Annotated in this window: 21 protein-coding genes and 1 pseudogene; 11 read left to right on the top strand and 11 right to left on the bottom strand. The window is 70.1% G+C overall.

Translation table 11 applies throughout. The annotated features are described in order from the left end of the window. Positions 1-27: 27 nt before the first annotated feature. Together STRVI_RS20245 and STRVI_RS20240 are read right to left on the bottom strand one after the other, a co-directional pair. The gene (locus tag STRVI_RS20245) at positions 28-852 is read right to left on the bottom strand and encodes a PaaX family transcriptional regulator (protein ID WP_014057544.1); all 825 of its coding nucleotides are present in this window, start codon (positions 850-852) and stop codon (positions 28-30) included. A gap of 102 nt (positions 853-954) precedes the next feature. Then, positions 955-1380, bottom strand: coding sequence for a MarR family winged helix-turn-helix transcriptional regulator (locus STRVI_RS20240; protein ID WP_014057543.1), 426 nt, complete (start codon positions 1378-1380; stop codon positions 955-957). 245 nt (positions 1381-1625) lie between these two features. Between STRVI_RS20240 and STRVI_RS20235 the strand changes: the two genes are divergently transcribed. From STRVI_RS20235 to STRVI_RS20220, 4 genes are read left to right on the top strand one after another with little or no spacing between them, the layout of a single operon-like run. Further along, the gene (locus STRVI_RS20235) at positions 1626-2543 is read left to right on the top strand and encodes an SDR family NAD(P)-dependent oxidoreductase (RefSeq protein WP_043236180.1); all 918 of its coding nucleotides are present in this window, start codon (positions 1626-1628) and stop codon (positions 2541-2543) included. Beyond that, the gene (locus STRVI_RS20230) at positions 2543-3418 is read left to right on the top strand and encodes a 4-hydroxyphenyl-beta-ketoacyl-CoA hydrolase (RefSeq protein ID WP_014057541.1); all 876 of its coding nucleotides are present in this window, start codon (positions 2543-2545) and stop codon (positions 3416-3418) included. Before STRVI_RS20235 ends, STRVI_RS20230 begins: the two co-directional genes overlap by 1 nt. A 10-nt stretch (positions 3419-3428) precedes the next feature. Beyond that, complete coding sequence (gene menE, locus STRVI_RS20225) at positions 3429-4955, top strand: o-succinylbenzoate--CoA ligase (RefSeq protein ID WP_014057540.1); 1527 nt, start codon at positions 3429-3431, stop codon at positions 4953-4955. Next, a complete protein-coding gene (locus tag STRVI_RS20220; protein WP_014057539.1) occupies positions 4952-5407 on the top strand; it encodes a MaoC family dehydratase in 456 nt (151 codons plus the stop codon). The genes menE and STRVI_RS20220 overlap by 4 nt, the downstream gene beginning before the upstream one ends. A gap of 56 nt (positions 5408-5463) precedes the next feature. On the opposite strand, the gene STRVI_RS20215 is transcribed toward STRVI_RS20220, so the two are convergent. Further along, the gene (locus tag STRVI_RS20215; RefSeq protein ID WP_014057538.1) at positions 5464-6117 is read right to left on the bottom strand and encodes a response regulator; all 654 of its coding nucleotides are present in this window, start codon (positions 6115-6117) and stop codon (positions 5464-5466) included. Between the two features lie 4 nt (positions 6118-6121). Continuing rightward, positions 6122-7330, bottom strand: coding sequence for a sensor histidine kinase (locus tag STRVI_RS20210; RefSeq protein WP_014057537.1), 1209 nt, complete (start codon positions 7328-7330; stop codon positions 6122-6124). Between the two features lie 261 nt (positions 7331-7591). On the opposite strand from STRVI_RS20210, the gene STRVI_RS20205 reads away from it, so the two are divergent. Next, positions 7592-8758, top strand: coding sequence for a hypothetical protein (locus STRVI_RS20205; RefSeq protein WP_014057536.1), 1167 nt, complete (start codon positions 7592-7594; stop codon positions 8756-8758). Between the two features lie 297 nt (positions 8759-9055). Here the strand turns inward: STRVI_RS20205 and STRVI_RS48060 are convergent, their stop codons facing one another. Beyond that, entirely contained in the window at positions 9056-9277 is a 222-nt protein-coding gene (locus STRVI_RS48060; RefSeq protein WP_014057535.1) for a hypothetical protein, read from the bottom strand. Between the two features lie 121 nt (positions 9278-9398). Between STRVI_RS48060 and STRVI_RS20200 the strand changes: the two genes are divergently transcribed. After that, on the top strand, positions 9399-10379 hold the full coding sequence (locus STRVI_RS20200) for an alcohol dehydrogenase catalytic domain-containing protein (protein ID WP_014057534.1): 981 nt from the start codon (positions 9399-9401) through the stop codon (positions 10377-10379). A gap of 324 nt (positions 10380-10703) precedes the next feature. On the opposite strand, the gene STRVI_RS20195 is transcribed toward STRVI_RS20200, so the two are convergent. After that, on the bottom strand, positions 10704-11198 hold the full coding sequence (locus STRVI_RS20195; protein ID WP_014057533.1) for a PaaI family thioesterase: 495 nt from the start codon (positions 11196-11198) through the stop codon (positions 10704-10706). Between the two features lie 93 nt (positions 11199-11291). On the opposite strand from STRVI_RS20195, the gene STRVI_RS20190 reads away from it, so the two are divergent. Then, on the top strand, positions 11292-11762 hold the full coding sequence (locus STRVI_RS20190) for a winged helix-turn-helix transcriptional regulator (protein WP_014057532.1): 471 nt from the start codon (positions 11292-11294) through the stop codon (positions 11760-11762). Positions 11763-11783: 21 nt separating this feature from the next. On the opposite strand, the pseudogene STRVI_RS54460 reads toward STRVI_RS20190, so the two are convergent. The 5 genes and pseudogenes from STRVI_RS54460 to STRVI_RS20170 form a co-directional block, all read right to left on the bottom strand. After that, positions 11784-12050 (bottom strand): annotated as a pseudogene (locus STRVI_RS54460) (ABC transporter ATP-binding protein); the annotation flags it as partial. 78 nt (positions 12051-12128) lie between these two features. Then, entirely contained in the window at positions 12129-13397 is a 1269-nt protein-coding gene (locus STRVI_RS20185) for an alpha-L-fucosidase (protein WP_014057531.1), read from the bottom strand. A gap of 4 nt (positions 13398-13401) precedes the next feature. After that, positions 13402-16536 carry an alpha-mannosidase gene (locus tag STRVI_RS20180; protein ID WP_014057530.1) on the bottom strand — a complete coding sequence of 1045 codons (3135 nt, stop codon included), beginning with the start codon at positions 16534-16536 and terminating at the stop codon, positions 13402-13404. Between the two features lie 11 nt (positions 16537-16547). After that, on the bottom strand, positions 16548-17921 hold the full coding sequence (locus STRVI_RS20175) for a 6-phospho-beta-glucosidase (RefSeq protein ID WP_014057529.1): 1374 nt from the start codon (positions 17919-17921) through the stop codon (positions 16548-16550). Beyond that, positions 17918-18667: a DeoR/GlpR family DNA-binding transcription regulator gene (locus STRVI_RS20170; RefSeq protein WP_014057528.1), complete on the bottom strand. Its 750-nt coding sequence runs from the start codon at positions 18665-18667 to the stop codon at positions 17918-17920. Before STRVI_RS20170 ends, STRVI_RS20175 begins: the two co-directional genes overlap by 4 nt. 134 nt (positions 18668-18801) lie before the next feature. On the opposite strand from STRVI_RS20170, the gene STRVI_RS20165 reads away from it, so the two are divergent. From STRVI_RS20165 to STRVI_RS20150, 4 genes are read left to right on the top strand one after another with little or no spacing between them, the layout of a single operon-like run. Then, a complete protein-coding gene (locus STRVI_RS20165; protein ID WP_014057527.1) occupies positions 18802-19854 on the top strand; it encodes a PfkB family carbohydrate kinase in 1053 nt (350 codons plus the stop codon). Between the two features lie 35 nt (positions 19855-19889). After that, positions 19890-21173, top strand: a complete 1284-nt coding sequence (locus STRVI_RS20160; protein WP_014057526.1) for an extracellular solute-binding protein — start codon at positions 19890-19892, stop codon at positions 21171-21173. Beyond that, positions 21170-22141, top strand: a complete 972-nt coding sequence (locus tag STRVI_RS20155; protein WP_014057525.1) for a carbohydrate ABC transporter permease — start codon at positions 21170-21172, stop codon at positions 22139-22141. Before STRVI_RS20160 ends, STRVI_RS20155 begins: the two co-directional genes overlap by 4 nt. 23 nt (positions 22142-22164) lie before the next feature. Next, on the top strand, positions 22165-22992 hold the full coding sequence (locus STRVI_RS20150; RefSeq protein ID WP_043236177.1) for a carbohydrate ABC transporter permease: 828 nt from the start codon (positions 22165-22167) through the stop codon (positions 22990-22992). Positions 22993-23016: the final 24 nt, after the last annotated feature.

The following is a 23016-nucleotide window of genomic DNA, read 5'->3' as shown; positions in this document are numbered from 1 at the left end:
GCCCTGGTGTGGCACGCGTGAAGACGGCTACGCCAGAACGGTTTCGATCGACCGGTGCGCCGCGTCCCGGGCGGGCGCCTCCAACAGGCCGTGGACCGCGCGGAACGTCTCCTCCGCCCCGGCCGCGGGCCAGTCCTCCGGCAGGTGCCGTACGGGCAACCGGGGATCACTGCGGATGACCTGGAGCCATTCGGCGGTCAATCGGAGGCGCAGCGCGAGGGCGTCCTCCCCGGACAAGTCCACGCGGCCTGAGGCGTACGGCCGCCAGGACGCGTCGAAGTCCCGGTATCCGGCGCCCAGTGCGTGCAGGTCCCAGGTGTCGTCGACCATCTCGGCGATGTCCACGCCGGCGTCCGCGTGGGCGCGGAAGACCTTCACATGCGCGGCCAGGCCCAACTCGGCGACGAGCCCGGAGACATCGACCTCACCCGGCGCGATCCACAGTCCGCTGAACAGCGCGCCGAAGCCCGCCCAGGTGAGCTGGGAGCGCAGATCGTGCCGCTGGCGCTGCCATGACTCCGGGAGCGAGAAGCCGAGCAGGGTCCAGGTGCCGTCCCATTCGCGGTTGACCGCGCCCGTCTTCCAGACGCGCCGCTCGCCGTCACGGAGGATCGCCTCCGAGCGGTCGGTGAGGCCGATGTACGTCCGCCGGCCCTCACGCCGACGACTCAGCAGGCCACGGCCGACCATGCGGGTGAGGGTGGACCGGGTGGCCTGCTCTCCGACTCCGGCGCGCCGGAACACCTCGATGACGCTCCCCGTGTACACGCACACCCCGCGGCCCAGCACTTCGTCACCGAGGAAGCTGAGTAGGAGGGACTGGGGGCGGAGGGCTGGACCGGTCACAGACATACATTACGAGGCCCTCGCACACGCGGCAGCCGGCACCCGGCGGGCGCCTGCCGGTCGGGCGCCCGGTCGGCGGCTATCGCCCGGCGTCCCCCGGGTGAAGCATCAGGCGAGCCCGTTCCCGGCGGCGCGCAGCAGGAGCGTGTGCAGAGTCTCCCGCTCGGCGGGGGCGAGTTGGGTGAGCAGTTCGTCGGTCACCTCCTGACCCGCCTGATCCGTGTCCCGGAGGAACGCGCGGCCGTCCTCGGTGAGGACGACGATGCGGCTGCGGCGGTCGTCGGGGGCGGGGCGGCGCTCGGCGAAGCCGAGCTTCTCCAGGTCGTCCACCAGGCCGACGATCGCGCTCGGGTCGTAACCGAGCTGAGCGCTGAGTTCTCGTTGCAACGCGCCCTCGCAGGTGGCGAGGAAGCGCAGCACGGCGTAGTGCCGCAGCCGCAGCCCCGACTCCTGGAGGAAGGTGTTGAACAGCTGGCCGGAGCGCAGGCCCAGGCGGTAGAGCAGATAGCCCGTGTCCGCGTGGAGTGCCCGCATCCATGGTTCGTCCGCGTCGATGGGGTGCGGGTCGTCGGTGTGCCGGCGGGTGATGGCGGGCTCCCTGGTCTCGGCCCCGGGGCGCCGGTCTCGGCTTCCCGGAGGGGTTGGTCTCGTGTGCAGAGTCCAGCATGACGCACCCGAGGTAGACAACAACTGTTGACGTCAACAATTATTGTGCTTAGCTTCGATCTCGATGCCGCACCCGCGCCCAACCGGCGCACCCCATGCGAAGGGACTCGCTCGTGCCCACCATCGATCTGACCGGCAAGGCCGCCGTCGTCACCGGTAGCGGCCGGGGCCTCGGCCTGGCCTACGCACACGCCCTCGCCGCCCACGGCGCGTCCGTGGTCGTCAACGACGTCGACGAGGACGCGGCCGAACAGGCCGTCAAGTCCATCACCGAGGCCGGCGGCACCGCCGTGGCCGAGGTGGTCCCCGTCGGCGCCGCCGAGGCCGCCGACCGGCTGGTGAGCCGTGCCGTCGAGGAATTCGGCCGGCTCGACGTCCTGGTCACCAACGCGGGCATCCTGCGCGACAAGGTGCTGTGGAAGATGACCGACGAGGACTTCGACGCGGTCATCACCACCCATCTGAGGGCCACCTTCACCTGCGCCCGCGCCGCCGCCGTGCGCATGCGCGAGCAGGGCGAAGGCGGCACGCTCGTCCTCGTCGGCTCCCCGGCCGGGCAGCGCGGCAACTTCGGCCAGACCAACTACTCCGCCGCGAAGGCCGGAATCGCCGCCATGGCCCGCACCTGGTCCATGGAACTCTCCCGCGCGAGCATCACCGTCAACGCGATCGTGCCGGTCGCCGCCACCGCGATGACCGAGACCATTCCTGCCCTCGCCCCGTATACGGCAGCCCTCAGGAACGGCCAACCGCTGCCGGACTTCCTGCGCAAGGGGGAGGGATTCGGCACTCCGGAGGACTGCGCCGCCCTCGTCCCCTTCCTGGCCTCCGACGCCGCCCGCGGCATCACCGGCCAGTGCATCGGCATCGGCGGCGACAAGGTGGCGCTCTGGTCGCATCCGCAGGAGATCCGGGCCGCCTACGCCGACGGCGGCTGGACCTCCGATGCCCTGGCCGATGCCTGGCCCACGTCGGTCGGCGCCGAACCGCAGACGGTGGGTATCCCCGCGCCGAAGATTCCGGAGGCGTGATGCATCTTCAGGATCTGGTCGCCATCGACGTCCACACCCACGCGGAGGTGTCCTCCAAGGGCCACTCCTCCCTGGACGACGACCTGCACGACGCCTCCTCCGCCTACTTCAAGGTCCAGGGCAACCGGAAGCCCACGCTCGAGGAGACGGCCGCCTACTACCGCGAGCGGCGGATGGCCGCCGTCATCTTCACAGTGGACGCCGAGTCCGCGACCGGCACCGAGCCCGTCCCGAACGAGGAGGTCGCCGAGGCCGCCGCCGCCAACGCGGACGTCCTCATTCCGTTCGCCTCCATCGACCCTTTCCGGGGCAAGGCGGGCGTGCGGCAGGCCCGGCGGCTGGTCGAGGAGTACGGCGTGAAGGGCTTCAAGTTCCATCCCAGCGTCCAGGGCTTCTTCCCCAACGACCGCCCGGTGGCGTACGGCCTGTACGAGGTGATCGAGGAGACCGGCACCATCGCGCTCTTCCACACCGGCCAGACCGGCATCGGCGCCGGTGTTCCCGGCGGGGGCGGCATCCGCCTGAAATACTCCAACCCGCTCCATGTGGACGATGTGGCCGTCGACTTCCCGCAATTGAAGATCATCCTGGCGCACCCGTCGTTCCCCTGGCAGGACGAGGCCCTGGCGGTGGCGACCCACAAGCCCGGCGTGCACATCGACCTGTCCGGCTGGTCCCCGAAGTACTTCCCGCCGCAGCTCGTGCAGTACGCCAACACGCTGCTGCAGGACAAGGTCCTCTTCGGTTCGGACTTCCCGGTGCTCACCCCGGACCGATGGCTGGCCGACTTCGAGAGGCTCTCCATCAAGGACGCCGTCAGGCCGAAGATCCTCAAGGAGAACGCGGCCCGCCTGCTCGGGCTGACGCAACCGTGAGAGGTGTCAGATGCGCAACGAGGGACTGGGGTCGTGGCCCGCACGCCGGGCCCGCAAGACCCCGCACCGCACGGCCCTGATCCACGGCGAACGGTCGACCGACTATCGCACCCTGCACACACGCACCACCCGCCTCGCCCACGCCCTGCGCGCCCGAGGCATCGGACGCGGCGACCGCATCGCCCACCTCGGCCCCAACCACCCCGCCTATCTGGAGACCTTGTTCGCCGCCGGCCTCCTCGGCGCCGTCTTCGTCCCCCTCAACACCCGCCTCGCCACCCCCGAGATCGCCTACCAGCTCGCCGACTCCGGCGCCAAAGCCCTCATCCACGGCCCCGCACACGCCGGGCTCGTCGCCGCGCTGCCGGCCGACACCGGGGTACGGACCTGCCTCGAGATCGGGGACGCATACGAACAGGCCCTGGCAGCCGCGTCGGCCGAACCCATCGACGAACCGGTCACCCCCGACGACATCTGCCTCATCATGTACACCTCGGGGACGACCGGCCGCCCCAAAGGCGCGATGCTCACCCACGCCAACGTCACCTGGAACGCCGTCAATGTCCTGGTCGACCACGACCTGTTCGCCGACGAACGCGCCCTGGTATCCGCCCCGTTGTTCCACACCGCCGGCCTGAACATGATCACCTTGCCGGTACTGCTCAAGGGCGGCACCTGCGTCCTGGTGGAGGCCTTCGACCCGGAGACGACCCTTGAGCTGATCGAACGGCACCGCATCACCTTCATGTTCGGAGTGCCGACGATGTTCGAGCAGGTGGCCCGGCATCCCCACTGGTCCAACGCCGACCTGTCCTCGCTCCGCATCCTCACCTGCGGCGGATCACCGGTGCCGACCCCGCTCATCGCCGCCTACCAGCAGCGCGGGCTCACCTTCCTCCAGGGCTACGGCATGACCGAGGCCGCGCCCGGCGCACTCTTCCTGGACGCCGAGCACGCCGCCGGCAAGGCGGGCTCGGCGGGAGTACCGCACTTCTTCAGCGACGTACGGGTCGTACGGCCCGACCTCACCCCGGTCGACACCGGCGAGACCGGCGAGGTGGTGGTGCGCGGACCACATGTGATGTCCGGCTACTGGGGACTGCCCGAGGAGACGCGGGCCACCTTCGCGGACGGCTGGTTCCGCAGCGGGGACGCGGCCCGGGTCGACGAAGACGGCTACGTGTACATCGTCGACCGCATCAAGGACATGATCATCTCTGGTGGCGAGAACATCTACCCCGCCGAGATCGAGGACCTCCTTCTCACCCACCCGGGCATCGCCGAATGCGCGGTGATCGGCGTACCGGACGACACCTGGGGCGAGGTGCCCCGCGCGGTCGTCGTCCCGGCAGCGGGCACCGAACTCGATCCGGGCGAGGTGCTGGCATCGCTGTCCGGACGGCTCGCCAAGTACAAGATCCCCAAGTCCGTGGTCATCGCGGACGAACTTCCGCGCACCGCCTCCGGGAAGCTCCTCAAGTCCCGGGTGCGCCACCGCTACGGCACCCCAAGCCCTCAACAGGAAGCCGACTCATGAGCATCACCGTCAACGGCCTGGACGAACTGAAGAAGCTCGCCGGCAGCGACCTCGGCACCAGCGAGTGGATCGAGGTCGCACAGAACCGCATCGACACCTTCGCCGACGCCACCGACGATCACCAGTGGATCCACACCGACCCGGAGCGAGCGGCTCAGGGCCCCTTCGGCGCACCGATCGCGCACGGCTACCTCACCCTGTCCCTGTTCATCCCCCTCTTCACCCAACTGCTGGACGTGCGGGGTGTGACCACCAAGGTCAACTACGGCCTGAACAAGGTGCGTTTCCCCGCGCCGGTGCGGGCCGGATCCCGCCTACGGCTCGCCGCCCGGCTCACCACAGTCGAGGACGTACCCGGCGGCGTCCAGATCACCGTCGACGGCACGATCGAGGTGGACGGCGGCACGAAGCCCGCGGCCGTGGTGCAGAGTCTGTCCCGCTTCTACGCCTGACCTGCCGCGATCGGTAGACGACGCAGTAACCTGCGTCCACGATCCGCTCGCCCCGGTCAGGACCGCGGGCGAGCGTCGTGGGTGAGGAGCGCGAGCTGGACGCGGTTGTCCAGGTCCAGTTTGGCCAGGGCGCTCGAGAGGTGGGCCTTGACCGTGCCGAGGGACAGGTGCAGGCGGGTGCCGATGTCGGTGTTGGACAATCCCTCGGCGACCGCCTCGGCCACCTCGCGCTCCCGTTCGGTGAGCAACGCCAGCCGCTGCCGGGCGTGTTCGGCCCGGTCGTCCGGTCCGGCCGCCGCGTGCTCGATCAGAGCGCGCGCGGCGGACGGCGACAGTGCGGGCTCACCGCGAGCGGCCCGGCGTACCGCGGCCACGATGTCCTCGGGCGCGGTGTGTTTGGCGAGAAACCCGGCGGCGCCCGCGCGCATCGCCTCCAGGACCAGGCGGTGTTCGTCGAAGGTGGTCAGCACGATCACCTGCGGGGCCTTCGTGCCGTGGCGGGTGAGTGCGCGGGTGGCGGCGAGGCCGTCCATGACGGGCATCCGGATGTCCATGAGGATCACATCGGGCTCGTGTTCGCCGACGGCGGCGGCCGCCTCGGCACCGTCGGCCGCCTCCGCCACGACCTCGATGCCGTCCGCCCCGCGCAGCATCATCTTCAGTCCGGTCCGTACCAGGGGGTCGTCGTCGGCCAGCAGCACTCGGATCATGGCGTCACCTCGCGGACCACGGTAGCCGGGCGCACAGCGTGAAGGTGCCGTCGGCAGCCCTGTGGTCGAGGGTGCCGCCGTCGAGGCGGACGCGTTCGGCGAGCCCGGTCAGACCGGCGCCGGTGCCCGGGATCGCCTCGTCGGTGCCGGGAGAGGCGGGCAGTTCGTTGCGGACCTCCACGGTGAGGCCGCGGCCCGGACCACCGGCCAGGCACACGCTGACCGGTGCGCCGGGCGCGTGCTTGCGGGCGTTGGTCAGACCTTCCTGGGCCACGCGGTAGACGGTCCGGTGCAGTTGCCACCGCAGCTCGTGGACGGCGTCGGCGGTCAGCTCGGGGCGGAAGTCCACCGGCTGCCCCGTGGCGCGGGCATCCGCGACGAGAGAGCCGATGTCCTCGATCCGTGGCAGCAGCGACACCGGCTCGCCACCGTCCTCCGCCCGTAGCAGGTGCAGCACCTCATGCAGTTCCTCCACGGCCTCGTGCGCGTTCCCCCGGATCACCTCGGCGCTCTCGGCGACCTCGGCGCTGTTGAGCGCGGGTCCGGCACCGGCTTGCGCCTGCCGGGTGCGGTAGGCCAGCGCGCCCGCGTGCACGGAGAGCAGGGAGATGCGGTGCGCCAGCACATCGTGCATCTCACGTGCGATGGCGTGGCGTTCGCCGCGGCGGACGTCGGCGAGCCGGCGCTGGTGTTCGGCCCGGGCCCGCTCGGCGTCCGCACGCAGTCGCTGGAGGAGCAGCCGCCGGGAACGCAGGGCATGGCCCCAGGCGAAGGTGGTCAGGAGGTAGGCCAGGCAGAACACGGCATCGGTCAACAGGTCCGCACCCCGCCCGTACAGCAGCAGGCCGGAGGGCACCATGCACACCAGGTACGCACCGAGCGTCAGCAGTGCCTGCCGCCAGCGGAGGCGAAGCGCGAAGTTGGTGACGATCACCGCGCCCGCGGGCAGCGCGCTGGTCGCCAGCGCTACCGCGGGCAGCCCGATCAGGGCCACGGCGAGCGGGAAACGGCGCCGCCACCACAGCGCGAGGCAGGCCACGAGCCCCAGCAGCGGGTCCAGTTCCGCCGCCCGGCCCGACAGCTCGCCCTGTTCCTCCACCACACCGAGGGCGACCATGCCGAGGAAGACGGCCGCGCAGAAGAGCACCGCGTCCACCGCCCAGTCGCGCCAGGTGCGGCCTGCCGGGAGGGCGAGGCCGAGGCCGTTGGTCATGAGGTGAGGGTATGCGGGCCGTTAGGGCCGCACATCGGTCTACCGGCCAGACCGCCTTGGCCACTTGGCACAGCAGGTGGCGCCGACCATCGCTTCGGTGCCGCGGCCGGGGTCGGATACGGCATCTCGGGTCGTTCCTTCGGCAACGGCGGCAGGTCCTTCGTCCTAACGCCTTCTCCCTCATTGCAGACCATCGGCGAATGGTGCCGACTCCGGTGGCCCCTGCAGGCTGCTGCCATCCGAAAGACGGGAGAGAACGAGATGGGTGCAGCCCAGGTCAGCAGGGCGCGGTTGCTGCGGCTCGCGGGGGCCGTCGCAGTCGGTGCGGCGCTTCCCGCAGGGTACGCCGCCGCGGCGGAGTGGCAGAACAGAACACACGCCTCGCCCGATCGGAAGCCGGCGGGGGACGCGAGGCCGGGCGGGGTGCGCTATCGCGGGGTCGTCTACGAAGTAGGGCAGGGTGAGACACCGGCGACGGGATGGAGCGCGGCTCGTACCCGGGCCGATCTGCGGTCGATCCGCCGCGAGCTGCATGCCGACACGGTGAAAGTCACCGGCGATGGCGTCGAACGCCTCACGCGCACGGCGGCCGAGGCGGCCGAGAACGGTCTGCACGTCTGGCTGGAGCCGACCCTGGGCGACGTGCCTGCCCACGACATCCTCGACCACCTCGCGGAGACCGGACGGTTCGCAGAACGACTGCGCAGGCAGGGCGTGCGGGTGCATCTGAACGTCGGCTGTGAGTTCATGCTGTTCGTCCCCGGAATCGTGCCCGGCGCCACCGCGGTCGAACGGATCGACAACCTGGTCAAAGGCAACTACGACCCGGTAAAGACGGCCCAGCGACTGCGCCACTTCACCACACGGGCCGCCGCCGTCGGCCGCTCGGTCTTCCGCGGACCCCTGTCCTATGGGGCCGCGCAGGACGAAGACGTGGACTGGGACTTGTTCGACCTGGTGTGCATCGACTACTACGGCTGGTATCCGAACCGCTCCGGGCACGTCCGGGAGCTGCGCACGTACCAGCGTCACGGCAAGCCGCTCGCGCTCACCGAATTCGGCTCGTGCACCTTCAAGGGTGCACCGCGCCTGGGCGGCATGGCCTGGGACGTCGTCGATTACACCACGACGCCACCGCAGGTGAAGAAGGGACTGGTGCGCAGCGAGCACACACAGGCCGCCTACCTCACCGACGTGTTCGGCGTGTTCGAGTCGATGAACCTCTACGCGGCCATGGCCTATACCTTCCTCACACCCGACGCCCCACACCGCCGCGAACAGCAACTCGACCTGGACATGGCCAGCTACAGCCTGGTGAAAGTGATCCGGGACCGCCCGGCGGATCCGAACTCTCCCTGGCACTGGGAGCCCAAGGAATCATTCGGAGCCCTGGCCGACGCGTACGCCCGCCACCAACGGTATCCCTGAGACTCCGGCCGACAGACGGTCCGGCCGCGGGCACCATGCTGCAGGGCGTGGATGAGTACCGCTCGGTCTGTGATCGTGCAACGGGTGGATCAGGCTCGACATCCTCCACGGCCTCGTCTGCCGCGTCGACGACGAACCGCACAAGGAGCCCAACGCCGTTGAACGGGCAATCAACCGGCTCAAGCAGCATCGGGCCGTGGCCACCCGATACGACGAGCACCGATACGTCCATCTCCGCACCGCTATCGCCGCGACACTCGTGATCTGGCTCCGCTCGTGAGGGCCAGGATCAGTCTTCTATCCGTCTTCCGGCAGGTGGAAGTAGACGGTCCCCGACTGCCAGGGGCCATGCTCGGTCATCTCTGACTCGATTACCACGTCTTGGATCTCAGCTGGGCCCAACGCTTCGATGGTATCGGCCAGCCGCCGCAAGAGCGCCGGAACGCTATCGCAGCCCGGGCCGGCAGGATTGGCCTGCGAGAAATGGCGTACGGTCCAATGTTCCGGAGTATCGGTCACGGGCTGATCCTAAGACCTGCCGTGGTCAGCAGACCGGCTCCTGAGGCCTGACGGCTGAGGAGCCGAGACTGTGATCGAGGCTGCGGCGGCGGTTCGTCTCAGGTGAACTTTGGAGTAGTCGATGAAGGCCTTGCGGTACGTGGCGAAGGGCGCCCCGCTGCAGGGTGCCGAACTGGCGGACCCGGTGGCCGGCCCGGGCTGGGTCGTGGTGGACGTCGAGGCCGCCGGGCTGTGCCACTCCGACGTCCATGTGATCGACGGCATGATCAAGCCCATCGTCCGACCGCCCTTCACGCTCGGCCACGAGGTCGCGGGCACCGTCTCCGCCCTCGGCGAGGGGGTGGAGGGCTATGCGATAGGCGACCGCGTGGCCGTCGCGATCATCGCGCACCCGGAGGTCAAGGCGTCCTACGCGCCGGGCATCGGCCTCGACGGCGGCTATGCCGAACGCCTGGTGGCCCATGCCTCCACACTCGTCCCCCTGCCCGACAACGTCTCCACGGTCCATGCTGCCGTCGCCACGGACTCGGTCGTCACCGCCTACCACGCGGTCCGCACCGAGGCCCAGGCCAAACCGGGCGATGTGATCGCCGTCGTCGGCCTGGGCGGCCTCGGCCTCAATGGAGTCCGTACGGGAGTGATCGCGGGGGCCACGGTCTACGGCGTGGACATCAACCCCGACACCTTCGAGGCAGCCCGCGCGGCGGGCGCCCGTGAGTGCTTCACCGATGTCACCGCCCTGGCGGACCTGCGGCCCGACGCCATCGTCGACTTCGCGGGCGTGGGCTCCACCACGTCCCACGCGATCGATGCCGTACGCCGCCTCGGCCGCGTGGTCGTCGTCGGCCTCGGCACGAAGACCACGACCTTCTCAACGGCAGCCTCGTCCGCAAAAGCGTGCAACTCCGCGGCTCCTACGGCGCTAGCAAGGACGAATACCGCCAGGTCCTCGGCTTCATCGCGGAGGGCCGGATCACCCCGATCGTGGAAGAGATCCCCTTCGCCGACCTCAACGAGGGCCTGGACCGACTCCGCCACGGCAAGGTCCGGGGCCGCCTGGTCACCCGCCCGGGGGACTGACCCGATCTGCAGTTGCGTATGAGATGACGAGGGTGCAGTGCCATGGGCTGCGGCCCCGTCGTCTGCAGTGACTACGGCGGGTGTCGATCCTCGATCACTTCGCCGTCGCTCTGGCTTAAAGGTGGCAGTTCCCCGGGCAGAGCGTGTTGTGGATCCTCGACGTGGACCGCTGCCGTCGCCCACGGTCCGCGGTCAGCGAGCGAATGGCCGCCTCCAGGGTGTGCGTCGCGTACGAGCTCGGGGCACCGCGGTGTCGGCGTCAGCGGCGAGCGCAGTGTCAGGCCCGCGTATCCGCCCTCGCCCTACCAGACGGGGCGGTACTCGACGCGGACGTGAGCGGCGCGACTCACACCTCCGGCAGCGGGAACAACATGCAGGTGCTGGTGGCGTGGGCGAGTACACGGTCCGTCGCGTCGACCAACTGGGCCTGGGCGAGAGCGGTTTGGCGGCCGCTGCTGACCACAGTGCCGATCGCGCGGACCGTGCCTGTCTCGACGGTGATCCGGCGCAGGAACTTCACGGTCAGGTCAAGTGAGGTGTAGGCCATGCCCGGTGGAAGGGTCGACTGGACGGCGCAGCCGGCGGCCGAGTCGAGCAGCGTGGCATAGATGCCGCCGTGCACACTGCCGATGGGGTTGTAGTGCTCCTCCCCCGGCACCAGCGAGAACACCACACGCCCCTTCTCCACCTCGTCGAGCAAGAAGCCCACGGTCGCGCCCACAGGCGCCCCGGGAAGCCGGCCCGCCTGCAACTCACGCAGGAAATCCAGACCGGAAGACTGTCCCACGGCCGCTGCCGTGAGCGCCGGGTCCTCCCACTCGTACGTGCGCGTTCGTCCCACAGCCCCGCTCCTCCCGGTCTGACTTCGCATGGCGAAGCTAGCCGGGTGGGCTCCTGACTGTCAATTTAGAAGTCAGGTGCTTACCATGGCGGGATGGAGTGGCTTGAGGCGAGCACGGAGAACTGCCCGGTCCAGCTCACGCTTGATCTGGTCGGGGAGAAATGGTCGTTGCTCATCCTGCGCGACGCAAGTAATGGCATCCGGCGCTTCGACGAGTTCCGCCGCCACATCGGCCTGTCGGAGGCGGTCCTCAGCAATCGCCTCAGAAAGCTGACCGCGGCCGGCATCCTGAAGACCGTCCAGTATCAGGAACCCGGCAGCCGCTCGCGCAACGAATACCGCCTGACCCGCAAGGGCTGGGACCTCTGGCCCGTACTGGTGGCGCTGAAGCAGTGGGGCGAAGCGTACACGGGAGACGACCAGGAGGGACCGGTCCTCGATCTCCGGCACGCCACGTGCGAAGCGCCGGTGCGGGTGACGGTCCAGTGCGAGCGAGGGCATACCTCCCTGTCCCCCTCCGACGTCAGCGCCAGGCCCGGCCCGGCAGCCCGGCTCCGGTCCTGACGCCCCCGGCCTCACGTCAAGAACGGCGACCACGGCGGTGGCCGCGACCGGGAGGGCGACCCGGCCGGTGGTGGCCAGCCACGCGAGAGTGGCCCAGGTGCACAGCAGGAAGAACCCGCCCAGGGTGCTGGTCGCCAGGGCGATGCGGAGCATGCGGGGTGCGGCGGTGAGGACGCGCTGGTCGATGCGGTCGGACAGGGCGCGGTACCAGTAGATGAGGTAGCTGGTCACCCCATTGGCGCGGACCTCGTCGCCGTAGCGGGAGCCGGTGGCCCACCAGCGCATCATGGAGAGGCGCAGCGCGCCCTGGCCGCCGGTGAAACCCCGGGCAAGATCGTCATCACCGTCGGCTGACGTGCCTCCCCTTCAGGACCGGCCGTGCCCCCGGTACAGCTCCAGCTCGGAGTCGAGTTCGACGGCGAGGACCGTGGCGTGGTCGTCGAGGTCGGCGGCCGGGGGCGGGTCGATCCACAGCACGCCGGGGACTTCGTGCAGGCCGCCGATCACCTGGTGGCCGAGCTCGGTGCCGGTGCCGAGGACGGTCACGCGGCGTACGGGGGTCACCAGGCCCCGTACGCCGATGGGCGAGCGCGGGATGTCGAAGACCGTCAGATAGAGGGTGCGGCGGTCGGCCGCGAGGGTGCTGGGGCCGTAGTGGTGTCCGGCGGGCAGGCCCGCGACGGTGCCGTACACCGCGTCCGCGTGCCGGGCGATCCAGGCGCCCATGCCCTCGAGGCGCTCGACCTGCTCGTCGGGGATCGTGCCGTCCTCCTTCGGGCCCACGGAGAGCAGCAGATTGCCGCCCGCGCCGATGGTCTCGGTGAAGTAGCGGATGAGCTGCGTCGTCGTCTTGTAGTTCTGGTCGTGGTGCTGGAAGCCCCATGAGTCGTTGAAGGTCAGGCACAGCTCCCAGGGCCCGGGGGGCGGCTCGATCGGCACGCCCTGCTCGGGGGTGGCGTAGTCGCCCTCGCTGAGCATGCGCGCGTTCAGCACGCACTCCGGGACCTCGGCGCGGACGAGCCGGGCCAGCTCGCGGATCTCCCACTGCTCCTCGGTCCGCTCCCACTCGCCGTCGAACCACAGGAGGTCGGGACAAAATCGGGTGGTGAGCTCGTTCACCTGGCCGTCGCGGTAGGCGAGGTAGCGCGCCCAGGCGTCGAGGTCCTCCTTTTCCTTCGGGACCTCGGCGTACGGGTTGTTCTCCTGCTCGGGCGGCCGTCCCTCGTAGCGGGTGGAGGCGTAGTCGGGGTGGTTCCAGTCGCTGTGCGAGTAGTAGAGGCCGACCTTCAGGCCCTGTTCGCGCAGTGCTTCGGCGTACGGGGCCACGAGGTCGCGGCCGGCCGGGGTGTGCCGGACCACGTTCAGGTCACCGTGGGCGGTGTCCCACAGGGCGACGCCGTCGTGATGACGGCTGGTCAGCACGGCGTAGCGGGCTCCGGTGCGGGTGAAGAGGGCGGCCCATGCGCGAGGGTCGTACCGCGCCGCGGTGAACCCGTCGAGCTGCGCCATGTACGTGTCGTGCGGGACGTCGCCCTCGAAGAAGGACCAGGACTCCTGCACGCCGTCCACGGCGTAGATGCCCCAGTGGATGAAGATCCCGAACTTCGCGTCGGGGAACCACGGTCGCATGGCCATGGCGTCAGCTCCTCTTCAGCCGCAGGGTCAGGATCTGGAAGGGGCGCAGATTCACCGTGACGTTGCCGTCCGCATCGGTCCTCGGCGCGTCCTGGACCTCGGTGAGCGGGCGTTCCAACAGGTCGGTGACGGTGGCGCCGGTGTGGGAGAAGCCGGGGCGGAGCGTGGTGCGGGTACGGCCGCCGAGCGATTCGTACAGCCGCACCACGACATCGCCCGAACGGTCGTCGGCGAGCTTGACCGCCTCGACGACGGCGGCCGGGCCGTCCGTGGTGACCAGCGGCGCCACGGCCGCGCCGGAGTCGGCGACGCGCAGCGGAAGGTTGAGGGCGTAGCCCTCGGCGATCGCGTCCTCGATGGTCGCGCCGGGCAGGAGGGCGTAGGTGAAGCGGTGGATGCCCTGGTCGGCCTCGGGGTCGGGCACCCGCGGGGCGCGCACCAGGCTGAGCCGGACGGTGGTCGTCGTACCGCCGGTGCCCTCGCCCCTCTCGTGGGTGGTGCGGGCCACGTCGTGCCCGTAGGTCGAGTCGTTGAGGACCGCCACGCCGTAGCCCGGCTCGGCGACATGCACCCAGCGGTGGCCGTACACCTCGAAACGGGCCGCCTCCCAGCTCGTGTTGGTGTGGGTCGGGCGGTGGACATGGCCGAACTGGATCTCGGCGGTCGACCGGTCCGCGTGGATGTCGATGGGGAAGGCGGCCTTGAGGATCTTCTCGGCCTCGTGCCAGTCGATCTCGGTCGCGAAGTCGATACGGCGGCTGCCCGCGCGGACGGTGATGGTCTGGACGATGCGCGAGCGGCCGTCCTTGCCGAAGGCACGCTCCACGCGCAGGGCGCCGAGCAGCGGGCCCTGGTCGGCGACGGTGACCGCGTCGGCGTCGAGCAGATCGGTCCAGCGCTGCCGGTAGTGCTTGTCGATGTCCCAGGCGTCCCAGTAGTTGGGCAGGTCGCTGTGGAGTCGGAGGAGGTTGCCCGCGGCGCCCGGGGCCAGGACCTCACGGCCGGCCACCAGGTCCCGTACCGAGGCGAGCGTGCCGTCCTCGGCGAGCTCGACCCTGACCAGGCCGTTGTCCAGGACGCGGCCGCCGGTGACGGTGACGGGCTCCGGAGCCGGGGCGGCGGCCGCGGTCAGCGGGGCGGCGCCGGACGCCGGCACCCGCGCGTAGACGGCGACGGTGCCGTCCGCCAGCGGCTGGCCTTCGGCCGTGCCCGCGGGGACGGCGACGACCTCGGCGCGCGGGCGGGGGCTCGTGTTGAACACCTGCGCGCCGGATCCGGGCGCGGCGGCACCGCGCAGCGCCGCCATCGCCTCCGCCGTGAGGTCCGTCAGCTCCGCCGCCACCCGCGCGTACTCCGCCTCGGCCTCGCGGTGCACCCAGGCGATCGACGAGCCCGGCAGGATGTCGTGGAACTGGTGGAGCAGCACCGTCTTCCACAGCCGGTCGAGACGCTCGTACGGGTAGGGGCGGTCGGCGTGCAGCGCGGCGGCCGTCGACCACAGCTCCGCCTCGCGCAGCAGATGCTCGCTGCGCCGGTTGCCCTGCTTGGTGCGGGCCTGCGAGGTGTAGGTGGCGCGGTGCAGCTCCAGATAGAGCTCGCCGGTCCACACCGGGGCGTCGGGGTATTCGGCCCGGGCGGCGGCGAAGAAGTCGTCGGGGTGCTCGATGACGACCTTCGCGGAGCCCTCCAGGCTGGCCAGCCGGCGGGCCCGCTCCATCATCTCGCGGGTGGGACCGCCGCCCCCGTCGCCGTGTCCGAAGGGTGCCAGGGAGCGGGTGCCGCGTCCCTTGTCCTGGTAGTTGCGTACGGCGTGGGCCATCTCCTGGCCGGAGAACTCGGCGTTGTAGGTGTCCACCGGCGGGAAGTGGGTGAAGACCCGGGAGCCGTCGATGCCTTCCCACCAGAAGGTGTGGTGGGGCAGCTTGTTGGTCTGGTTCCAGGAGAGCTTCTGGGTCAGGAACCACTCGTTCCCGGCCAGCCGGGCCAGTTGCGGGAAGCAGGCGTTGTAGCCGAAGGAGTCGGGCAGCCACACGCCCTTGGTCTCGATGCCGAACTCGTCCAGGAAGAAGCGCTTGCCGTGGATGAGCTGGCGGGCCAGGGCCTCGCCGCCGGGCAGGTTGCCGTCGGCCTCCACCCACATGCCGCCGACCGGCGCCCACTGCCCGTTGCGCACGGCCTCGTGGATGCGGTCCCAGACCTGGGGGTAGTGCTCCTTGACCCAGGCGTACTGCTGCGCCTGCGAGCAGGCGAAGATGAACTCCGGGTACTCCTTGGCGAGCGCCGTGACGTTGGAGAACGTGCGCGATGTCTTGCGCTTGGTCTCGCGTATGGGCCACAGCCAGGCGGAGTCGATATGCGCGTGGCCGACGGCCGAGAGGGTGTGGGCGCTGGCGTTCGCGGGGCGCTCGAGCACACCGCGCAGGGCGTCGCGTACCTCGGTGGCGGTGCCGGAGATGTCGTCCAGGTCCAGCCGGTCCAGGGCGCGGTCGAGGGCGTGGGCGATCTCGTGGCGGCGGGGGTCGTGCTCGCTCAGCTCCAGCATCAGCTCGCGCAGCACGCTGAGGTCCAGGCCCAGGTGCCACACCTGTTCGTCCAGTACGGCCAGGTCGGCGCGGCCGAAGGTGTAGAGGGGGGCGCGGCCCGCCGTGAGCTTGTCGCCGAGCGGGGTGGGGCGGCTGAAGTCGCCTTCGAGGATGTCGGGGTTGGAGGCGGCCTCGATGAGGTACGAGACGTGTTCGCCGCCCTCGGCGGGGTTCGCCACCGGCACGTACTGGTTCTGCGGGTTGACCGCCTTGAGCGGGGCGCCGTCGGGGGTGTGGACCAGCGCCTCGGCCTGGTTGCCCGGCCAGTCGCCGACGAAGCCGAGGTCGAAGACGGCCTCGACGCGCTTGCCCGCCCACGCGGCGGGGACCTCGCCGTGGACCTTGAACCAGGTGGTGCCCCAGGGCGGGCCCCAGGGCGTCCCGGTGGTGAAGGGCTCGTACGGCGCCCCTGCCGCCTCGGCGAAGGGCACCGGTTCGTCGGGCGCCTGCCACGCCTCGATCGTGAAGGGCACGGAGGCCGAGTGGGCGGCGGGCTGGATGCGCTGGGTGAGGACGCGCTGGACGCGGTCCTCGATGCGGCGGCGTTCGTCATGCATCGCGAGGGCTCCTACGGGCGGTTCAGGTAGGCGAGTCCGGGGTGTGCCGTGGTGTAGCCGTCGACGAGGCGGTGGGCGACGGCGACCGAGTCGACGAGGGGGTGGAGGGCGAACGCCTTGGCGGCGGTGGCGCGGGAGCCGCTGTCGGCGGCGTTCATGACCTCACGCTCGACGGCCTTGACGGCGCACACCAGGCCGGTGGCGTGGCCGGGCAGCGGGTCGACGGAGACGGGGTGCGCGCCGCTCGCGTCCACCAGGCAGGGGACCTCGATGACGGCGTCCTCGTCGAGTGCGCCCAGCGTGGTGCGGTTGCGGACGTTGAGGATGAGGGTGGTGCGCTCGTCGCGGGCGATGGCGCGCATGAGGGCGAGGGCGACCTGTTCGTAGCCGCCGGACTCCAGGTCCGACGCGTCGCGCTCGCCGGCGCCCGCCGCCTCGCGGTTGGCCGCCATGTAGGTGGCCTCGCGCTCGGCGCGGGTGCGGTCCCAGGTCGCGAGCGCCGGGGCGTGGCCCTGCTCCATCACCTCGTAGAACCGCGCCTGCTGGTCGCGGAGGAAGGCGCCGCGGGTCTGCTCGGCCTCGCGGTAGGCGCGTACCGCTTCCCGGTTGAAGTAGTAGTAGTGCAGGTATTCGTTGGGAATCGCGCCGAGGGAGGCGAGCCACTCGGGGCCGAAGAGCTTGCCCTCCTCGAACGAGCCGAGCGCCTCGGGGTCGGCGAGCAGACGCGGGAGTTCGTCGCGCCCGGCGACGCGCAGGCCGCGCAGCCAGCCGAGGTGGTTCAGGCCGACGTAGTCGATCCACGCGCGGTCCGGGTCGGCGCCGAGCGCGCGGGCGACCCGGCGGCCGAGGCCCACCGGCGAGTCGCAGATGCCGATGACCCGGTCGCCGAGGTGGCGGGACATGGCCTCGGTGACCAGGCCCGCGGGGTTGGTGAAGTTGATGACCCAGGCGTCGGGGGCCAGGCGGGCGACCCGCCGGGCGATGTCGACGGCGACGGGGACCGTGCGCAGCCCGTAGGCGATGCCGCCCGCGCCCACCGTCTCCTGGCCGAGGACACCGTGGTCCAGGGCGACGCGCTCGTCGGCCGCGCGGCCTTCGAGTCCGCCGACGCGGATCGCGGAGAAGACGAAGCCGGCGCCGCGCAGCGCCTCGTCGAGGTCGGTGGTGTGGGACACCGTGGGCGCTCCCCCGGCCTCCGGCCGGGCGGTGCCTCCCGGGCTCGCCGCGGCCTGTTCGGCCAGGACCCGGGCGACGGCGCCCAGCCGGCCGGCGTCCAGGTCGTGGAGGGTGACATGGGTGACGCGGCCCGGCGAGCGGTCGGCGAGCAGCGCCCCGTACACGAGCGGCACCCGGAACCCGCCGCCGCCGAGAATGGTCAGCTTCACACCCGCACCACCTTTACTCCTGCCTGCTCGAACACCGAGCACGTGGCCGAGTCCGAGGGGGCGTTGGTCACTACTGCGTCGAGGTCCTCGGGGCCGCAGACCTTGGTCATGCCGGTGCCGGGGAACTTGCCCGCGTCGGCGAGGAGCACCACCTGGTCACTGGCCGCTATCATCGCCCGTTTCACCGGGACCTCGATGACCGTGGTGTCCATGATCTGCCCGCTGGGACGGACGCCGCTGGTCCCCAGGAAGAGCCAGTCGGCGTGGAGCTGGCGGAGGTTGTCCTCGGTGAGGAATCCGACCAGGGAGCGGTATTCGCGCCGGAGTACGCCGCCGAGCAGCACCAGCTCCACGGCGGTGTCGTCGGCCAGCTCCTCGAACACCACCAGGTTGCTGGTGATGACGGTCAGCCGTCGGCCGTGCAGTTGCCGGGCGAGCCGGTAGGCGGTGGTGCCGATGTCCAGCAGCACCGACTGCCCGTCCTCGATCATGTCCGCGGCCGCCACCGCCAGGGCGTCCTTCTCCGCCACGCGCACCCCGGCGACCTCCGCGAAGGGCTGGTCGCCCTCCTCGACGACCGCGCCGCCGTGGACGCGGGTGAGCAGTCCCTCCTCCTCCAGCTTCAGCAGGTCGCGCCGGACGGTCGCGGCGGAGACGCCGAGCTGTTCAGAGAGGTCGGTCACGGCCGCCGGGCCCCCGGACCGCAGGGCGCGGAGGATCATCTGATGTCGTCGTTCAGCCAGCACGGCGAGCAGCCTACTCGTCAATCTCAATCATTTCTATGCATCTACGTGCACCCTCTTGCCATTTTTGCGCAGAGCCCGCACGATCCTCTGCAATGCGCTGCACTTCTGCACACTTTTGACGAGAGGAGGAGCTCGTGGCCGAACCTCCCCCGCCCGGGGAACGGGCTCCCGACGCCGCCGGACCCGATGTCCTGGTGACCGGTCTGCTCTTCTACGACCTCGTGATGACCGGGCTCGGCCGCCCGCCGGCACCGGGTGAGGAGATCTGGACCCAGGGCATGGGCTGCGGCCCCGGAGGCATCGCCAACCTGGCGGTGGCCGCCGCCCGCTTCGGCCTCGCCACCTCGCTGGCCACCGTCTTCGGCGACGACTTCTACGGGGCGTACTGCCGCGACATCCTCGCCCGGCAAGAGGGCGTCGACCTCACTCTCTCGCGCACGGCACCCGGCTGGAACACGCCCGTGACCGTCTCGATCGCCCAGGGACACGACCGCGCACTGATCACGCACGGCCAGGAACCCCCTTACCCACAGGACGAGTTGATGGCCGGCGCCCCGGGGGCACGGGCGGCCATCGCGCACCTCGGCACCGAGCCCCAGGCGTGGATCGCGAAGGCCGCCGCCGCGGGCACGAAGATCTTCGCCGATGTCGGCTGGGACCCCACGGGGGCCTGGTCCGGCGAGCTGCTCGACCAGCTCTCCCGCTGCCACGCCTTCCTGCCCAACGAGGGCGAGGCGATGGGCTACACACGCACCGACAGCGCGCGGGCCGCGCTCGGCAAGCTCGCCGATATCGTGCCGGTCGCCGTCGTCACGCGCGGCCCGCACGGCGCCCTCGCCATCGATCAGACGTCGGGCGAGGCCGCCGAGGTCGCCGCGCTCGACATCGATGTCGTGGACGCGACCGGAGCCGGGGACGTCTTCGGCGCGAGCTTCACCGCCGCGACCCTCGCCGGCTGGCCGCTTCCCGACCGGCTGCGCTTCGCGGGACTGGCCGCGGGCCTGTCCGTCACGCGGCACGGCGGCGCGCTCGCCGCACCGGGCTGGCACGGCGTCGACCAGTGGTGGCGGACCACCGGCAGCCGCGACCCCGCGCTCCGGCGCACCTACGGATTCCTGGCGGACCGCATCCCCGAGGACCCCGGCCCCGCCCCGCACACCACACCCGTCACCCCCCACACCCTGTAATCGCAGTGCGTACTACCCGAAAGGCGGTGGGATCGGTGCACCTCTCGCGAAGAGCACTGCTGTACGCGGGCCTCGCCACCACAGCGACCGCGACGCTCGGCGGCACCACGGCAGGCTGCTCGGTACCGAACGGATCGACCGGCCGGAACATGACCCTCTGGTACTGGACCGGCGGGCTGAGCGACAAGGTCGTGGCGGATGCCAAAAAGCGCTTCACCGATGTCGCGCTCAAACCCGCCCAGATCGGCGGCTACTTCAAATCCAAGCTGCTGACCACGATGACCGGGCGCGCCTACGTACCCGACATCACCGGTCTCAAGGGCGAGGACATGGCCTCGTACCTGCCCAACGCGGAGCAGTTCATCGATCTGCGCACGCTCGGTGCGGAGAAGCTCAAGGACCAGTACCTGCCCTGGAAGTGGGCCGAGGGCATCGCTCCCGACGGCAGCATGATCGGCTTTCCCATCGACACCGGCCCGGTCGCCCACTACTTCATGCCCGAGGTGTTCGACCGGGCGGGGCTGCCGACCGATCCGGCGGAGGTCGGCAAGGAGATGGACACCTGGGAGAAGTACCTGGCGGCCGGTGAGCGGCTGAAGAAGAAGGTCCGCGGCGCGCATATGGTCATCGACGCGCTCACGATCTACCAGTACATGATCGCGCAGGGCACCCTGCGGTATGTCGATGAGGAACGGCGCTTCATCGGCGACCACGAGCATGTGCGCCGCGCCTGGAACATGGCGATCGACGCGTACGAGCGCGGCCTGTGCTCCCGGTACCAGTCCGGCACCCCGGACGGCAACGCGGCCATCGAGAACGGCCTGCTGCCCAGCCAGATCGGCGCCTCCTGGGTGGCCGGCGACCTCAAGCTGACCGTGCCCAAGACCAAGGGGAAGTGGCGGGTGGCCGCCCTGCCCGGCGGCCCGGCCAACAACGGCGGCTCCTTCCTGGCGATCACCAAGTCCTGCCGGGAACCCGAGCTGGCCTTCGAGATCGTCACCTGGCTGCTGAACGCGGACAACCAGACCCGCGGTTTCACCGACGCCACGCTCTTCCCGTCCACCCCCGCCTCGTACCAGCAGGGGGCGATGCGCGCCCCGGACCCGTTCTTCGGCGGCCAGGCCACCATCGATGTCTTCGGCCCCACGGCCGAGAAGATCCCGATCGCCTACCACAGCCCGTACGACTACGCCCTGGACCAAGCGGTCTCCGACGAACTGCGCACTGTGAACGCCCTGGGCAAGGATCCCCGCCGGGCGTGGAAGGACGCCATGGCCAAGTGCCGGCGCATAGCGGACCACCTGGGAGTGCGGACATGACCGGAGTAGGTGCCGCCCCCACGCTCGGCGCGCCCGCCGACGACGGCGTGAGATCCGCCGTCGTGCGCCCGAAGCCCCGCTCGGTGCTCGGGTACTGGCGGCTGTATCTGGCGATCTCGCCCTTCTATCTGCTCTTCCTGTGCTTCGGCCTGATCCCGGTGGGCTTCTCGCTCTATCTGTCCTTCCACCGGTGGGACGGCCTCGGCTCGATGGAGTACGCGGGCCTGTCGCAGTACCGCTATCTCCTCAGCGATTCGCAGTTCTGGAACTCCCTCACCAACACCCTGATCATCTGGGCGATCGCCACCCTGCCGATGCTGTTCATCGCGCTGGTGACCGCGGTGATGCTCAATTCCGCGGTGCGGTTCAAGAACTTCTACCGCTTCGCGTACTTCCTTCCGAACGTCACGTCGGTCGTCGCCGTGGCGATCATCTTCACCTCGATCTTCTCCACCAACTTCGGCCTCGCGAACGCCGTGTTGCAGGGGCTCGGGCTCGATCAGGTGGCCTGGCTGAACACGGACTGGGGCATCAAGATCTCCATTGCCGTGCTGATGACCTGGCAGTGGACCGGCTACAACGCGCTGATCTTCCTCGCCGGGCTCCAGACCATTCCGAGCGAGCTCTACGAGGCCGCCCGCGTCGACGGCGCCGGGCCCGTGCAGACCTTCTTCCGGATCACCGTGCCGATGATGCGGCCGATCATCCTCTTCGCCCTGGTCGTCTCGACCGTCACCGGACTGCAGAGCTTCACCGAGCCGCAGGTGCTGCTGGCCAACACCAACAACACCTCCACCTTCGCGGGCGGCCCCGGCAACGCCGGCCAGACGATGGTCCTCTATTTCTTCCAGCAGAGCTTCGACAACAACGACTTCGGCTACGGCGCGGCCATCGCCTGGGGCATCTTCCTGGTCGTCGCCATCTTCTCGATCGTCAACTGGCGCCTGGTACAGCGCGGGGAAAAGTAGAGGGAGAGACCATCGTGAAAGGCATGAAGGGTACCCGCGCCAGAGGGCTGACCCTGCACATCTCGCTGATCGCCGGTGTGCTCGTCTCGCTCTTCCCGTTCTACTGGACCATCGTGATGTCGACCCATTCGTCGACCGAGATCTTCCAGTACCCGCCGAAGCTGCTGCCGGGCTCGCACTTCGACGAGAACGTCCACCATCTCTTCCAGAAGATCGACTTCTTCGGGTCGATGTTCAACACCCTGGTCGTCGCCGTCTCGGTGACCTTCCTCGTGCTGTTCTTCGACTCGCTCGCGGCCTTCGTCTTCGCGAAGTTCCACTTCCCGGGCCGCCGGGCGCTGTTCGTCATCATGATGGGCATCTTCATGGTGCCCGCCCAGCTCCAGGCCATCCCGCAGTTCGTGATCATGGCGAAGCTCGGCTGGATCGGCTCCCTCACCTCGCTCGTCATCCCGGCGGCCGCCAACGCCTTCGGGATCTTCTGGATGCGCCAGTACATGAAGGGCTCCATCCACGACGAGCTCATGGACTCCTCCCGGCTGGACGGCTGCGGCTTCCTCCGCCAGTACTGGCACGTGGCGCTGCCCGTGGTCCGGCCCGGCCTCGCCTTCCTCGGCATCTTCACCTTCATGGGCCAGTGGAACGACTACGCCTGGCCACTGATCGCCCTGATCAACCCGGACCATGTGACGCTCCAGGTCGCCCTCTCGCAGCTCAACAGCGTGAACGGCACCACCGACTACGGCATGGTGATGGCCGGCGCGCTGCTCGCCCTGATCCCGCTGCTCGTCGTGTTCTTCATCGGCGCCCGCCAGATCATGGCGGACCTCGCCAAGGGGGCCATCCGCTGATGGATCCGCGTCCGCTGCATACGC

This window comes from Streptomyces violaceusniger Tu 4113 (assembly GCF_000147815.2).
GTDB lineage: Bacteria > Actinomycetota > Actinomycetes > Streptomycetales > Streptomycetaceae > Streptomyces > Streptomyces violaceusniger_A.
This window is presented reverse-complemented; position numbering and strand designations above follow the sequence as displayed.

Excerpts from the sequence above, each read along its gene's own strand:
- STRVI_RS20245 (WP_014057544.1), bottom strand. The coding sequence starts at position 852 with ATGTCTGTGACCGGTCCAGCCCTCCGCCCCCAGTCCCTCCTACTCAGC.
- STRVI_RS20240 (WP_014057543.1), bottom strand. The coding sequence starts at position 1,380 with ATGCGGGCACTCCACGCGGACACGGGCTATCTGCTCTACCGCCTGGGC.
- STRVI_RS20230 (WP_014057541.1), top strand. The coding sequence starts at position 2,543 with ATGCATCTTCAGGATCTGGTCGCCATCGACGTCCACACCCACGCGGAG.
- menE (WP_014057540.1), top strand. The coding sequence starts at position 3,429 with ATGCGCAACGAGGGACTGGGGTCGTGGCCCGCACGCCGGGCCCGCAAG.
- STRVI_RS20220 (WP_014057539.1), top strand. The coding sequence starts at position 4,952 with ATGAGCATCACCGTCAACGGCCTGGACGAACTGAAGAAGCTCGCCGGC.
- STRVI_RS20215 (WP_014057538.1), bottom strand. The coding sequence starts at position 6,117 with ATGATCCGAGTGCTGCTGGCCGACGACGACCCCCTGGTACGGACCGGA.
- STRVI_RS20210 (WP_014057537.1), bottom strand. The coding sequence starts at position 7,330 with ATGACCAACGGCCTCGGCCTCGCCCTCCCGGCAGGCCGCACCTGGCGC.
- STRVI_RS20205 (WP_014057536.1), top strand. The coding sequence starts at position 7,592 with ATGGGTGCAGCCCAGGTCAGCAGGGCGCGGTTGCTGCGGCTCGCGGGG.
- STRVI_RS20200 (WP_014057534.1), top strand. The coding sequence starts at position 9,399 with ATGAAGGCCTTGCGGTACGTGGCGAAGGGCGCCCCGCTGCAGGGTGCC.
- STRVI_RS20190 (WP_014057532.1), top strand. The coding sequence starts at position 11,292 with ATGGAGTGGCTTGAGGCGAGCACGGAGAACTGCCCGGTCCAGCTCACG.
- STRVI_RS20185 (WP_014057531.1), bottom strand. The coding sequence starts at position 13,397 with ATGGCCATGCGACCGTGGTTCCCCGACGCGAAGTTCGGGATCTTCATC.
- STRVI_RS20180 (WP_014057530.1), bottom strand. The coding sequence starts at position 16,536 with ATGCATGACGAACGCCGCCGCATCGAGGACCGCGTCCAGCGCGTCCTC.
- STRVI_RS20155 (WP_014057525.1), top strand. The coding sequence starts at position 21,170 with ATGACCGGAGTAGGTGCCGCCCCCACGCTCGGCGCGCCCGCCGACGAC.
- STRVI_RS20150 (WP_043236177.1), top strand. The coding sequence starts at position 22,165 with ATGAAGGGTACCCGCGCCAGAGGGCTGACCCTGCACATCTCGCTGATC.